Source organism: Bowmanella yangjiangensis, assembly GCF_017255015.1.
Taxonomy (GTDB): Bacteria; Pseudomonadota; Gammaproteobacteria; order Enterobacterales; family Alteromonadaceae; genus Bowmanella; species Bowmanella yangjiangensis.
Genome location: NZ_JAFKCS010000005.1, coordinates 122,859 through 135,072 on the forward strand (window position 1 = coordinate 122,859; position 12,214 = coordinate 135,072).

Sequence of the window (12,214 nt, forward strand, 5' to 3'; positions counted from 1 at the left end):
GGTGCTGATGGCCCAGCCATTTTCCTACAGCTATCCTCTGGTGGATGTTCAGGGCAACTGGGGAGCGCCAGATGATCCCAAATCTTTTGCCGCCATGCGTTATACCGAGGCGCGCTTATCCCGCTACAGTGAGTTGCTGTTAAGTGAACTCGGACAAGGCACGGTAGATTGGGTACCCAACTTTGACGGCACCCTTAAAGAGCCTAAAGTGCTGCCAGCCCGTTTGCCGCATATTCTGATGAACGGCGTAACAGGCATTGCGGTAGGTATGGCCACCGATATTCCACCGCACAACTTACGCGAGCTGGCGCAGGCTTGTGCCTACTTGCTGGATAACGGCAAGGCCCAGGTTGAAGAGCTGATGCAATTTGTGCATGGCCCGGATTATCCTACTGAAGCCGAGATTATTACGCCAAGGGATGAGATCCAGAAGATCTACGAGTCTGGTCGGGGCTCCATCAAGGCCCGCGCTGTATACGGTGAAGAAAATGGCGAAGTAGTGATTACCGCGTTGCCGCATCAGGCGTCAGGCGGCAAGATTCTTGAACAGATCGCCGCTCAGATGCAGGCCAAAAAGCTGCCCATGGTGAGTGATTTACGCGATGAATCCGACCATGAAAACCCCACTCGTTTGGTAATTACACCGCGCTCTAACCGAGTTGACGTAGAACAGCTGATGCAGCATTTGTTCGCGACGACGGATTTGGAAAAAAGTTATCGGGTCAATCTGAATATGATTGGTCTGGACAACCGGCCCAAAGTCAAAGACCTGAGCACTATTCTCAGTGAATGGCTGGAGTTTCGTCGCGATACAGTGACCCGTCGTTTGCAGTATCGCTTGGAAAAGGTGTTGGCCCGACTGCATATTCTGGAAGGTTTACTGATTGCCTTTTTGAATATCGATGAAGTCATTCACATCATCCGCACCGAAGAGGAGCCTAAAGCTGTATTGATGGCCAGATTTGGGCTAAGTGATAAACAAGCCGAAGCTATTCTTGAGTTGAAGTTACGTCACTTGGCTAAGCTGGAAGAAATGAAGATCCGCGGTGAGCAGGATGAATTAGCCGTTGAACGTGACAAGCTGCAGGCTATTCTTGGCTCTAACACCAAGCTTAAAAATCTGATTAAGAAAGAAATCCTGGCAGACGCCGAACATTATGGTGACGACCGCCGTTCACCTATCATTGAGCGGGTTGAAGCCAAGGCGCTGTCGGAAAAAGAACTGGTGCCTTCGGAAGCGGTAACCATCGTTCTGTCCGAAAAAGGCTGGGCACGCTGTGCCAAAGGCCATGATGTGGATGCCCCTGGTCTTAGCTATAAGGCAGGTGACCAGTACCTGGCCTCAGCGAAAGGGCGTAGCAATCAACAGGCCGTGTTCCTGGATTCTTCAGGGCGAACTTTTGCCTGTGATGCCCATACCTTGCCATCCGCTCGTAGTCAGGGCGAACCATTAACCGGTCGCTTTAATATTGTTGGCGGTGAGAGCTTTGAACATGTGGTGATGGGCAATGATGACGACCAGTATTTACTGGCGTCAGACGCTGGCTATGGCTTCATTGGCAAGTTCGCTGACATGGTCAGTAAGAACAAGGCTGGTAAGGCCTACCTGAGTCTGCCTATGGCAGCCAAAGTGATTACGCCGCAGCGTGTACGCAACTTACAAAGCGATTACTGCCTGGCTATCTCCAATGAGGGGCGGATGCTGATGTTCCCGCTCAAGGATTTACCTGAGTTGGGTAAAGGGAAGGGAAATAAGATCATCAGTATTCCTTCTGCCAAAGCTCAGGCCCGTGAAGAGTACGTAAAGGTGCTGGCCGTGGTGCCGGACGGTGCTCAGGTTAAGGTGCTGGCAGGCAAACGCGGCATGACCTTAAGTGCGGAAGATCTTAGTCACTTCCAGGGAGAACGAGGCCGTAGAGGGCATAAACTACCCCGTGGCTTGCAACGTGTAGATGGGATTGAGGTGATATTGCCCGACGGTAAAGCAACCGCCGTAGAGGCCGAAGAGCCGGGCAATGACGCTCCGACCCTGGATTTAAGTTAAAGCCAGGGTCAGGATTAGTCCACCGCCAATCAGCAACACAAATAGCGCCGCCGCCATCAGCAAGGGGCGGCGCCCTGCTTTTACGACATCAGTAATGCGGGTGTTTAGCCCCAATGCCAGCATAGACATAGTCAGCATCAGCTCGTCGGCGTACCTAATCGCCGCGAGGTTATCACCTGACAGCCAATCCGCGGAGCTAATTAAACTACAAGCCAGAAAGCCCAGCGCAAACCAGGGGATATGCAGCCTTGTACCCTCTTCGCGCGGCTCACTTTGATGAAACCAGCCAAGCCACAGTAAAAAGGGGGCGAGTAGCATCACCCGTAGCATCTTTTCGATAACGGCCACCTGTTGCACAGGTTCATTGATGGCACCGGAAGCGGCCGCGACTTGAGCGACTTCATGCACGGTAGCGCCAATCAGCAAACCCAACTGGTGCTCAGTGACAGGTAGTAAGGCATACGCCAAGGGATAGAACAGCATGGCCAGGCTGCCAAACAACACCACACAGCCTATGGCAACTGAGACTTTTTCGTCACTGGCTTTGAGCTGTGACTGACAGGCCAGCACCGCCGCTGCGCCGCAGATAGCACTACCTGCCCCCACCAGCAGACTGGTTTGCTTATCCAGTCCCAGCTTCTTACCCAGCCATAGCGCTGTGCTGATGGTGATGGTTAGAATCAAGGCTGCTAAGAGCACGCCACTGATCCCGACCTGCTGAATCTGGTCCAGGCTTAAACGAAAGCCGTATAGAGCGATGGCGAGGCGCAGCAAGGGCCCTTTAGCCCACTGCACTGTGTTACTGAATCGGGTTTCCAGGTGCTGATAGCCAAAGTGTCCTAGCACCATACCCAGCAATATTGCCAGCATAAGCGGTGATGCCGTCACCCAGCCAAGTTGATTAGCAGTAATGCATGCCCAACTGAGTAGTCCAAGTAACAGGAGGGCGGCAATATGGCTGAGGCGAGAAATAGGCAGAGAAAGCGACATACAACATCTCCTTTGGAGAACATTGGTATATCTTAGAACGGTATTTTATATAAGAATAATGTATTAATTTCATAAAAATATGAGTTGTAGTTATGTATTTAAATCTGCATCTACTCAGGATCTTTATGCATGTGGCGGAACTCGGGAGCTTTTCCCGCGCCGCTGAGCAATTGGCTATCACCCAACCCGCCGTATCAAAAGGCGTAGCGGAGCTGGAAAGCCAATTGAGCCTGGCCTTACTGGAGCGCACCAGTGCCTCTCTGAGAGGACGACGTCAATGGCAGCTAACTGAGCATGGCCGGGCTTTGCTGGAACATGCCAAAGGTATCTTTGCGTTGGAGCGCGCTGCTATTGATGACTTGCAGGCCCGACTTGATTGCCAGCGCGGCCATCTTCATCTGGGGGCGAGCAGTACCATTGCCGGATATTGGTTAGCGGACGTTTTTACGAGATTTTGTGCCCAGTATCCAGATGTTCAGGTGAGCGCCATGTCGGGCAATACCGAGGAAATCTGCCAGGCACTGTTGGATTGCAGGTTAGATTTGGCACTGGTTGAGGGGCAAGTCAGCGATCCTCGGATTGCCGTCAGCCATTGGTATGATGAGCCGCTGAAACTGGTTTGCCCGGCAGATTGGCAAGTAAATGGTAAAAATCTGAATAGGTTGCGTTGGCTGTGGCGGGAACCTGGCTCAGGTACCCGAAGCTGGATGGAGCAACACCTGCAGGATGCTGGCATAGTGCCTGAATCAAGCCTGGAGATTGGCAGTAATGAGGGGATCGCGCGCGCTGTGGCCGCGGGGCTGGGATTGTCTATTCTGCCATTGAAAGTTTGTGAGGAGTTACTTACCCTGGGGCGTTTGCAAGTGTTGGATACAGCCTGGAGCAAGAGTCTGTATCGTCCCTTGTTTTTGTTACAGCTTCAGCAGCGCCCCTTGTCTCCTTTGGCTCAGGCATTCAAATTCATGTTAAGCACAAATTAATATTGAAGAAAGCCGATAGGTACTGCTGTCTTCCATGCACAAAGCCGCTGGATTGCGGAGGCAGACTATTAAATTTACATCAGGGAAGGGTCTATGTCTGAGCTTGCCAATAAATTCGTTTTTCCTAGCGAGATCAAGCCGCTATCAGTAAGGAAACAGCGCAGATTGAGCTGGAGAAAGCCATGATAGAAGCTGAAACGGTACGTACCTTAGCGGAAGCCGAAGCTTACCAAAAAAAGGTTATATTGCAGGCCGACAATGCCTTGGCACAAAAACTGGACGCCGAAGTGAAGATACAGCAGCTCTGGGCCGACGCCTTCGCCCGCCGCCAGGTACCGACCTATGTTTTCGGTGGTGGTGAATCCGGCGCACCTACTGGCAGTGATGCTGAGGCCAAGGTGTTTATGCAGATGCTGACATTGGATGCGGCTAAACGCCTTAGCTATGACCGCGAGCTGAATAAGAAAAAAGGGATTAGATCTGGCAGCTTGGTCAATTTGAAACCGCTAAGCTGCCAGTGCCTATATTGATGAATGTATCAGGGGGGAAATTGCCAGGGAGATTGATAAGATCTGGAATTAGACTTGCGCTATTTTGGTGCTGCGCGACATTTGCTTTAGCTGCGCACAAAGCGGAAGAGTACTTGGTCATGCCTCGTCAGTCTGTTGCGTTAATAGGTGTCGACGTCCTGAGCAGCAAGGGTGTCCTGCGGGCGCAAACCATTCTGTTAGAGGATGGCCGAATCTCAAAGATTGGCCCTGGTCCTGATGTATCTGTGCCCGAACATGTAAAGACACTGAACTTGCCAAACCATACCGTTATTCCTGGTCTTGTTGGGATGCATGACCATACCCATATGCCAGGACAGACCTTTATGGGGGCAAGCGCTTCCAGATTGTGGTTGGCCAGCGGCGTAACTACAGTGCAGACCGCCGGAAGTGCTGATTTTTCGTCAGAACTGGCGTTAACTGAAGCCATTAGAGCGGGGGACGTTGCAGGCCCCAGAATTTTCCCAACGGCCCCCTATCTTACTGGGCCAGATGGTAACGGGCCAATGGCCAAACCGAAGACACCGGATGAGGCCAGACAGCTGGTTCGTGATTGGTCCGCGTCTGGGGCAACATGGTTTAAGCTATATCGCCATATTCAACCTCATATTGCCGAGGCAGTGATCGATGAGGCTCATAAGCTAGGACGTAAGGTAACCGGCCATTTATGTTCTCTCACATTTAGTGAAGCAGCTCGGTTAGGTATAGACAGTATCGAACATGGTTTAATCTCTGCTTCAGACTTTATTGCGGAGAAGACTACAGGCCAATGTATCTCGAACCGTTCTACATTGGCCGGATTGGAAATGGATGATCCAAGAATAAAACTGCTAATCGACCTGCTAGTCGCAAAGCAGGTCACCTTAACTTCAACTTTGGCGATTATTGAATCCCATTTTGCTCATCGCCCACAGGCAGATGAGCGCAGTCTGGTGCTTCTGTCTGAGACCTGGCGGGAGCAATACGAAACACGTCAGCATCGCCTTAGACAAACCGGCGGTCAATTACCTCCCTCTGTTTTAGGTAAACTAATGGCCTTTGAAGTGCAATTCTCTAAGGCCGGAGGGCGGCTTGTAATGGGGCCGGATCCCGGACGACATGTGCTGCCCGGCTATGGCAACCAAAGAGGATTTGAACTGCTGGTCGAAGCTGGCTTTAGTGTGCATGAAGCGTTAGAAATTGCTACTGCAAATGGAGCGGAAGCCCTTGGCATAGGGGAGAAGGTTGGCCGTATAAGCGAGGGATACTTGGCAGATCTGGTTATACTTGAAGGTGACTTATCTGCTGACCCTGGCGTTATTCGTAATGTAAAACTGGTAATAAAGGGGGGCGAACTATACTCTCCCGCTAAATTGCTAGCTGGCTTGGAAGGCAAGTTTGGCCCTCAATAGAAGGTAAAGAGCTACGGTCATTGATGCTTACCTTATTCCTGTCTGAGCAACAGACTGGCCATGGCTTGATTAAATACCATTATCCAGTTGGGACAGAATTGACCGGGGGCAACGCGGTTGATCTCCATCACCGCACGCTTTTTCGGGCGCTTTGTGTGAGTGTCATGGGCGCGGGCGTGGGTCAGGGCATCAAAGGTGTCAACAATCGCCAGAAGCTTGGCACCTTCGCAAATATCCGCATCTTTTAGACCCAAAGGGTAACCAGAACCATCAATGCGTTCATGGTGTTGGATAACGATTTTACGTGCCTCATTCCACTGATCAAGGTGTTCAAGTAGCCGTGCACTTTTATAAACGTGAGAGCGCATCAGATTAAATTCAGCTTGCTCCAACGGGGTATTCTTGTGCAGTACTTTTAATGGCATAAAAGCCATGCCAAAGTCATGAACATAACAAGCCACCGCTAACTGGTTGGGTTCAACTGGGTTGCCTTTGAGTTTATTCAGATAGAGCGCCAACCGGGCAATACGGTCACCGCGTCCACGCCAATACTGAGAGCGGCGCTCCACCGGCTCCATCAATTCCCGGAAGAAGATAATATCTCTATGTTCATCGTCATCATGGTCGCCATGCAGACCAATGTCATCCAGTGCATCGCCGCTGCTTTTCTCTGTTGTTGCCACAGGTGCTTGTGAAGCCGAAGGATGGGCATCCAGAGTTGGGTCCAGCAACAACACTGACTCGGCCAGCAGCTTCTCATGCTCTTGGGGGTTATCTGGTTTAATGCGGGCGATTTGTTTAACCAGTAGCTGATAAAGGCCTTCGTCGTATTGGGCGCTACCAGACTGAATGCAACTTTGTACAAAGAGTTTTACCCTGTCCATGGTTAGCAATACCAGGTCACTCATGGTGCTGGTGTAGCGAATTTGCCCTTTACGCAGGTAATCCAGCAAATCTTCAACATGCTGAAGTAAGGGGATCATGGGGGTGAAATTGACTAAGCCCAAATCCCCTTTGATAGTGTGAATAGAGCGAAACAGTGCACGTTGCAGTTCGTTATCCTGAGGTTGCAGCTCTAATTCCATCAGCGTTTGTTCGCTGGCCTCATAGAGCTCGTTGATCTCCTCTAACAGGTCATTAAGGATATCGTTGTCCAAATCATCATGTCGGAATGTCTGCATGCTGCTGCCTTATTCTTCGCATCATCAGCGAAACTATCTTGTGTCACAGAGTGTAATCGGACTGCGAGATAGTTTCATCACCTTTGACGCGCTTTGCCTTAATGGCTGAGCATCCCGCTGATACCAAGATGGATATTACTGATCAGATATCCTCAAGGATGAAAAAGGGTATACTCTGCGACCTGATTGATTCTTGGGTGTTGCTGTGCTTGCTCTGATTCGTATCCCGCTGGTTTTGCTCTATTTCGTCGTCGTTAATCTGTTGTTGTTATTGATCTGTCTGGTCAGGCCGTTTCATCGTGACAATGTGCATCACGGCGCCCGACTATATGCGGGTATTTCACGTTTATTGGGCGTGCGGGTTGTGGTGCGGGTTGCAGAGGAAGTAAAAGCCGGTGGTCCATATGTGTTTATTGGTAATCACCAGAACAGTTATGACTTAATTACTATCTGCGCTGCCACTCAGCCAGGCACTGTGACTGTTGGTAAAAAGAGCCTGGTGTGGGTGCCTTTAATGGGTCAGGTGTATTGGTTGTCGGGTAACATCCTGATTGACAGGCTAAATAGCAGCAAAGCCAGCAGTACCCTTAAACAAACCATTCGTAAAATTAAACAACGTCGTATATCTGTGTGGATCTTTCCTGAAGGTACACGCAGTAATGGACGTGGGCTACTGCCGTTTAAAACCGGGGCATTCCGAATTGCCCGGGAAACTAACGAACCTGTGTGTATGATCTGTGCCAGCGAACTACACAATAAAATTAAGTGGAACCGCTGGAACAATGGTGTGGTACTGGTCGATGTTACCGGGCCTGTGGTACTGGATGACAGTCGAGAATTGAAAGAATGGACGCAGTATTTTTATCAGCAAATGCAGGACAAGCTTGAACAGCTGAACAAAGAAGTTGCCGAACTGGAAGCGAAGGCTTGATGTTAATTGGCGATAGCGCAAAAGCAGGCTAGACTGCGGGCAATTTACTACAGATGGGACACAACAATGAGTGCCGAACTTAACGAATGGTATGAATTCAATCAGGAAACCATTGACGCGCTATTAAATGACGGCAGCAATGCCGAATTGCCGCATTCCATTGAGTATCATTTTGCCAGCGATAACTTTGACCGCCTGGAAAAGGCCGCGGTTGACGCTTTTAAGGCGGGCTTTGAAGTGGGTGATGCCGAAGAGTTGGTGCTGGACGACGGCGGTACCTTGTTCTGCTTTGACGCGGTAATAGAGCGTCCGCTGGAGCTGGACGTTATCAACAAAGACACTGACACCTTGTTGGCTATTGCCGATAAGCATGATGTGCACTATGACGGTTGGGGTACGTACTTCGTCGAGTAACTCCCCCTGGCCGTGTTCTTGCGCTAGTGAATTCCCACTGGGAGTATTGCTGAGAACTCGGCCTGACTCTGAACCTGCTTAGCAATATCCTGCCCTTGTGCTTCCGCCAGTAGGGCAGCCATAGCATCCATAATATCCAAAAACTGAATAAGCTGACCTTCATTCAAGGTTACTGATAACTTTTCAATGTTATTGATCAAGGCTTTAGTGGTCATCGGACACTCCGTCAAAATTCTGTTGCTCGAGGCTGAATGACGTTATTAATTCAAAAGCCATGCCAGATGATTTTGTTTTTGTGCTTTCTTCTTTTTACTCGTCCTGTGGGCTATCCGGCGATTTTTCTTCCACTTCTGTAACGACTTTTTGCACTAGCTTGACCCTGCCCTGGCGCACTAACGCGTCGCGAAGTACATACTCTATTTGCGCATTCAGGCTACGCAGTTCATCGTCTGCCCAGCGCTGCATAGCGGCAAGGACGTCGGCATTAATGCGAAGTGGATAGGCTTTCTTAGACAAACTTATACCTTAAAAATTGGGTCGTAACGGATGGGTAACAAATGCCATAGCGGTCAGTGGTGACTATGTTGTCGATATGTGCAAGCTGGTGTGGGGCCATTAGAACAACGACCTCGCAAGATGTCTCCACTGCTGGTTTCATTTTATTATACGCTGATTCAGCGGCGGTAAGGGTGCTTACCACCGCCAGTAAGCTCAGGCTAGTAAAGGCTGCCAGCATTGATCACTGGCTGAGTATGCTTATCGCCACACAGCACTACCAATAAGTTGCTAACCATCACTGCTTTACGCTCTTCATCCAGCTCCACAACGTCTTTTTCACGCAGTTTATCCAATGCCATTTCCACCATGCCGACAGCCCCTTCCACAATGCGCGTGCGCGCCGCAACGATGGCACTGGCTTGCTGGCGTTGCAACATAGCGCTGGCAATCTCCGGGGCGTAAGCCAGGTGGCTGATTCTGGCTTCATGCACTGTTACGCCGGCCTTATCCAATCGATCCTGAATTTCTTTTTTCAGGCTGTCAGAAATGGTTTGAGGGTGACTGCGAAGGGCAATGGCATCTTCCTCTTGTGGATCGTATGGGTAAGAACTGGCCATATTACGCAGAGCCGATTCGCTCTGGATGTTGACAAAACTTTCGTAATCATCGACTTCAAATACCGCTTCTGCGCTGTCGCTGACCGACCATACCACTATGGTGGCGATTTCGATGGGGTTACCCTGATTGTCATTTACCTTGATCTTGCCGCTCTCGAAGTTGCGGATACGCAGTGACACCGTGCGGCGGTTAAATAGCGGGATAGTCCAGCGCAGTCCATTCTTTTTAACCGTACCTACATAGGCACCGAACAAGGTCATAACTTTGGCTTGGTTAGGTTGCACCATCATAAAGCCAGCCAGGGCAGCTGTATTCAAACCCAGCAGCACGAGGCTAATGATGGAAGTGACATCTGTTAGCTTACCTATTTGGGGTAGAGCAATGACGAGTACGGCAAGCAAAATGGCGATTACCACATAACCATTGAGTGAAAATCCAGTTTTCTCTTTAATCATTTTTTGACTCTATATGATATCAATGTGATATCACTTTAGGTGTTAAAAAGCTTACTTGCAAGTTTTTTTCTGCTGCTTATGCTGTTTACTCTGTATTCAACGAAAGAGAGAAAACCAACAATGATTAGACTTGTTGCCTCAGTTGTTATGGCTCTGCTGCTTGTCGCTTGCGCATCGACATCGCAAGAAACTGTTGGCCAGCGTCGTGCAGAAGTACAAAAAATGGTTCAGGAAACCGTGTCATCGGTGCAAAAGCATCAGTCCAATATCCGTCAGAAGATGGCTAGTGCACCTGGTTATGCGGTGTTTAGTAACGCCAATGTGAATGTCATCCTTGCCAGCTTTTCTGGTGGTTATGGGTTGGCGCATGACAATGCCAGTGGCAAAGACACCTATATGAAAATGGGGGAGGCAGGGATTGGTTTAGGACTGGGTGTGAAGGATTTTCGGGCGGTGTATATTTTTAAAACCCGTAAAGCCTTTGACCGTTTTGTGGAAAGCGGCTGGATGGTCGGAGCCCATGCAGATGCTGCAGCCAAGGCCGATGATAAGGGCGGCGCTGCAGCGGCGGAAATTGTCGCCGACGATGTTGAAATTTATCAACTAACAGAAGCGGGGTTAGCCCTGCAAGCGACCATTAAAGGCACCAAGTATTGGCAGGATGATTCTTTGAATTAAGGTTTTCTTTAGCGCTGGTCGCTGAATATCTGATTGCGGCCAGCTTTCTTTGCCTTCAACAGGCATTCATCTGCGCGTTCAAAGGCTTCCTGACAATCTTCGTTGGGTTCGATTTGCACAATACCAAAGCTGCCTGACAGAAAATGTCGGGTACCATCCACTTTAACTGCCTGCAGTGCCTGGCGCAGTCTCTCTGCTGTTTCAGTGGCTTTATCAAGGGCGGTTCCAGGCAATAAAAGTAAAAATTCATCGCCACCAAAGCGGCCCAGTATATCGGACTGACGCAGTCCTTTACTGATGGTATCTGCGACAGCAATTAATGCTTTGTCTCCTGCTGTGTGACCAAACTCATCGTTAATCTGTTTGAAGTGATCTATATCGAATACCAGCAAAGAGATGGGGTGTCCGTAGCGTTTCGCTCTTGCTAATTCCTGCTTTGCTTGTTCGAAGAAGTACAGGCGGCTGGCGACTTTAGTCAGACTGTCATTGAGGGCCAGCTCCCGCAGTTGTTTGTTGTGTGCGGTTAGAACAGGCACCGCCAGCCCGAAATAGGCGCTAGCTGAAATGACACAAATGGCAAACTGGTACACCAGTGCGAAATCCATCAAAGACAGGGCGGCTACCCAAATTGCCATTAATATGCTGAATACTGCCAGACTTAGTGCTGCACGAAAGGCAGATTCTGTGTAGACAATCCACATTTGTGGAATGATCAAAAAGAACACGGCGAAGGACACTTCTGAATAACGGAACTTGGCAGCCAGCAACATGGTTAAGGTAAGTAGGGATGTACTTATCAATAGCTTGCTTAAAAAACCATACATACCTTCGCCGCTGCGTTGGAAATCTAAGCCGCCTAACCAGCTTTCAATCAAAGGGTAACGCCAGCTCAGTAAACCAATAAATAACGGTGTCAAAACAATGGTACCGGCCATATCGCCAATCCACCAAGGGAGCCAAATGGCACCGGCGTCCTGTGGCTCAATCAGTCCGCTGCCTGCCAGTACTTGTGTACCCGTTAAGGCTGCCAGCAAAGATGAGAGGGTGCCAAGAATCAGGAAACTGAGGATGATCTTCGGTAGGGCATCGCTAAATGAGCGGCGTATCAACTGCTTTAGCAGTGCAGCTCCGCAGTAGTAGGAAAAGCTATGGGCGGCACCGAATAATACTCCAGTGTACGCAAGTTGCACCCAGGATTGTTGCATCTGATAAAGGTCGTCAACCCAGAAGGTGGCAATCAAGCTGCACAACATGACAACGGGTAAGGCCCGTAAGCCTAAAATCAGAAAGGCAGCAAAGCTCAGGCCGGCCGGAGGAAACCAGATACTGGCATGTGGGGCATATTCCATCAGAACAGCAAGCCGCCACAACAAAAGCCAGGCTCCGCCTAGTGCAAGGCTGCGCAGCATCTCCCGGCTATCCAGTAGATGGTGGCTGGTAACTGACTTCAGATGAAACTTGCCCGAGGCAGGAGATTCACGCAATA

Annotated in this window: 13 protein-coding genes; 7 read left to right on the top strand and 6 right to left on the bottom strand. The window is 49.8% G+C overall.

The annotated features are described in order from the left end of the window. Window positions 1-2,044 (top strand): DNA topoisomerase IV subunit A (gene parC, locus J0A65_RS07475; RefSeq protein WP_232849799.1); only part of this gene is annotated, 2,044 nt, incomplete at its 5' end. Here the strand turns inward: parC and J0A65_RS07480 are convergent. Further along, window positions 2,036-3,034, bottom strand: a complete 999-nt coding sequence (locus J0A65_RS07480) for a YeiH family protein (protein ID WP_206593509.1) — start codon at window positions 3,032-3,034, stop codon at window positions 2,036-2,038. The two genes, parC and J0A65_RS07480, sit on opposite strands and share 9 nt — an antisense overlap. Before the next feature lie 92 nt (window positions 3,035-3,126). Here J0A65_RS07480 and J0A65_RS07485 point away from each other — a divergent pair, with 92 nt between their 5' ends. From J0A65_RS07485 to J0A65_RS07495, 3 genes are all read left to right on the top strand, one after another. Then, entirely contained in the window at window positions 3,127-4,014 is an 888-nt protein-coding gene (locus tag J0A65_RS07485; RefSeq protein WP_206593510.1) for a LysR family transcriptional regulator, read from the top strand. 182 nt (window positions 4,015-4,196) lie between these two features. Continuing rightward, window positions 4,197-4,544: a hypothetical protein gene (locus J0A65_RS07490; protein ID WP_206593511.1), complete on the top strand. Its 348-nt coding sequence runs from the start codon at window positions 4,197-4,199 to the stop codon at window positions 4,542-4,544. Window positions 4,545-4,663: 119 nt separating this feature from the next. Beyond that, window positions 4,664-5,953, top strand: a complete 1,290-nt coding sequence (locus J0A65_RS07495) for an amidohydrolase family protein (RefSeq protein ID WP_206593512.1) — start codon at window positions 4,664-4,666, stop codon at window positions 5,951-5,953. A 32-nt stretch (window positions 5,954-5,985) separates the two neighbouring features. Here J0A65_RS07495 and J0A65_RS07500 read toward each other — a convergent pair whose 3' ends face one another. Continuing rightward, the gene (locus tag J0A65_RS07500) at window positions 5,986-7,134 is read right to left on the bottom strand and encodes an HD domain-containing phosphohydrolase (protein WP_206593513.1); all 1,149 of its coding nucleotides are present in this window, start codon (window positions 7,132-7,134) and stop codon (window positions 5,986-5,988) included. 205 nt (window positions 7,135-7,339) lie between these two features. Between J0A65_RS07500 and J0A65_RS07505 the strand changes: the two genes are divergently transcribed. Together J0A65_RS07505 and rraB are read left to right on the top strand one after the other, a co-directional pair. After that, window positions 7,340-8,065 (top strand): 1-acylglycerol-3-phosphate O-acyltransferase, encoded by a 726-nt coding sequence (locus J0A65_RS07505; RefSeq protein WP_206593514.1) that lies wholly within the window; start codon window positions 7,340-7,342, stop codon window positions 8,063-8,065. Between the two features lie 66 nt (window positions 8,066-8,131). Continuing rightward, a complete protein-coding gene (gene rraB, locus J0A65_RS07510; RefSeq protein WP_206593515.1) occupies window positions 8,132-8,479 on the top strand; it encodes a ribonuclease E inhibitor RraB in 348 nt (115 codons plus the stop codon). Between the two features lie 23 nt (window positions 8,480-8,502). On the opposite strand, the gene J0A65_RS07515 is transcribed toward rraB, so the two are convergent. From J0A65_RS07515 to J0A65_RS07525, 3 genes are all read right to left on the bottom strand, one after another. Then, complete coding sequence (locus J0A65_RS07515) at window positions 8,503-8,694, bottom strand: hypothetical protein (protein ID WP_206593516.1); 192 nt, start codon at window positions 8,692-8,694, stop codon at window positions 8,503-8,505. 94 nt (window positions 8,695-8,788) lie between these two features. Then, entirely contained in the window at window positions 8,789-8,944 is a 156-nt protein-coding gene (locus tag J0A65_RS07520; protein ID WP_463451314.1) for a type II toxin-antitoxin system antitoxin, read from the bottom strand. Between the two features lie 251 nt (window positions 8,945-9,195). Continuing rightward, window positions 9,196-10,047, bottom strand: a complete 852-nt coding sequence (locus J0A65_RS07525) for an SPFH domain-containing protein (protein WP_206593628.1) — start codon at window positions 10,045-10,047, stop codon at window positions 9,196-9,198. 123 nt (window positions 10,048-10,170) lie between these two features. Between J0A65_RS07525 and J0A65_RS07530 the strand changes: the two genes are divergently transcribed. Next, the gene (locus tag J0A65_RS07530; RefSeq protein ID WP_206593629.1) at window positions 10,171-10,728 is read left to right on the top strand and encodes a lipid-binding SYLF domain-containing protein; all 558 of its coding nucleotides are present in this window, start codon (window positions 10,171-10,173) and stop codon (window positions 10,726-10,728) included. Window positions 10,729-10,736: 8 nt separating this feature from the next. On the opposite strand, the gene J0A65_RS07535 is transcribed toward J0A65_RS07530, so the two are convergent. Next, window positions 10,737-12,212, bottom strand: a complete 1,476-nt coding sequence (locus J0A65_RS07535) for a GGDEF domain-containing protein (protein ID WP_206593518.1) — start codon at window positions 12,210-12,212, stop codon at window positions 10,737-10,739. Window positions 12,213-12,214: the final 2 nt, after the last annotated feature.

Coding starts and splice junctions, on each gene's coding strand:
- J0A65_RS07485 (WP_206593510.1), top strand. CDS start 3,127: ATGTATTTAAATCTGCATCTACTCAGGATCTTTATGCATGTGGCGGAA.
- J0A65_RS07500 (WP_206593513.1), bottom strand. CDS start 7,134: ATGCAGACATTCCGACATGATGATTTGGACAACGATATCCTTAATGAC.
- J0A65_RS07480 (WP_206593509.1), bottom strand. CDS start 3,034: ATGTCGCTTTCTCTGCCTATTTCTCGCCTCAGCCATATTGCCGCCCTC.
- J0A65_RS07520 (WP_463451314.1), bottom strand. CDS start 8,944: ATGCAGCGCTGGGCAGACGATGAACTGCGTAGCCTGAATGCGCAAATA.
- rraB (WP_206593515.1), top strand. CDS start 8,132: ATGAGTGCCGAACTTAACGAATGGTATGAATTCAATCAGGAAACCATT.
- J0A65_RS07515 (WP_206593516.1), bottom strand. CDS start 8,694: ATGACCACTAAAGCCTTGATCAATAACATTGAAAAGTTATCAGTAACC.
- J0A65_RS07530 (WP_206593629.1), top strand. CDS start 10,171: ATGATTAGACTTGTTGCCTCAGTTGTTATGGCTCTGCTGCTTGTCGCT.
- J0A65_RS07490 (WP_206593511.1), top strand. CDS start 4,197: ATGATAGAAGCTGAAACGGTACGTACCTTAGCGGAAGCCGAAGCTTAC.
- J0A65_RS07495 (WP_206593512.1), top strand. CDS start 4,664: ATGCCTCGTCAGTCTGTTGCGTTAATAGGTGTCGACGTCCTGAGCAGC.